The sequence below is a fragment of the Blastomonas sp. CCH1-A6 genome (genome assembly GCF_001556365.1).
In the GTDB taxonomy this organism is placed as follows: Bacteria; Pseudomonadota; Alphaproteobacteria; order Sphingomonadales; family Sphingomonadaceae; genus Blastomonas; species Blastomonas ursincola.
In genome coordinates, this window is record NZ_LSIS01000112.1 from 1 (window position 1) to 430 (window position 430).

Genomic DNA, 430 nt, shown 5'->3' on the forward strand with positions numbered 1-430 from the left:
CAGGATCGCGGTGCCGACGCCGATGCCGATCAGCCCGAGCGGCAGCTGGTTCAGCCGGTCGGCATAATAGATCCACGAGACCGCGCCTTCGCTCAGGTAGCGCGCGGCAAGCGAGGTGGATATCAGCAGGTTGAACTGGATCGCACCTTGGCCGATCGCCGCAGGGGCAATCAGCAGCAGCATTGCCTTGACGTCGGGCGACAGGCGCGGACGCGAGAGCTTGAGCACCACGCCATTGGCGCGGCACGACAGGATCAGCCAGAGCAGCTGCAGCGCGCCCGACACGGTGACCGCAATCGCCTGGGTGATCGCGGTTTCGACCTCGTTATCGCCGCGGAAGAACAGCAAGGCCACGATCATGCAGATGTTGAGCAGGATCGGCGCGGCGGCATTGACCCAGAAGCGGTTGAGCGAATTGAGAATGCCGCCG

The 430-nt window shown here is 64.4% G+C and carries 1 protein-coding gene; it reads right to left on the reverse strand.

The genetic code is table 11. From position 1 onward, the window contains the following. Positions 1–430: lipid II flippase MurJ (locus AX735_RS04710; RefSeq protein WP_446471779.1), on the reverse strand; the 430-nt coding region annotated here is incomplete at both ends.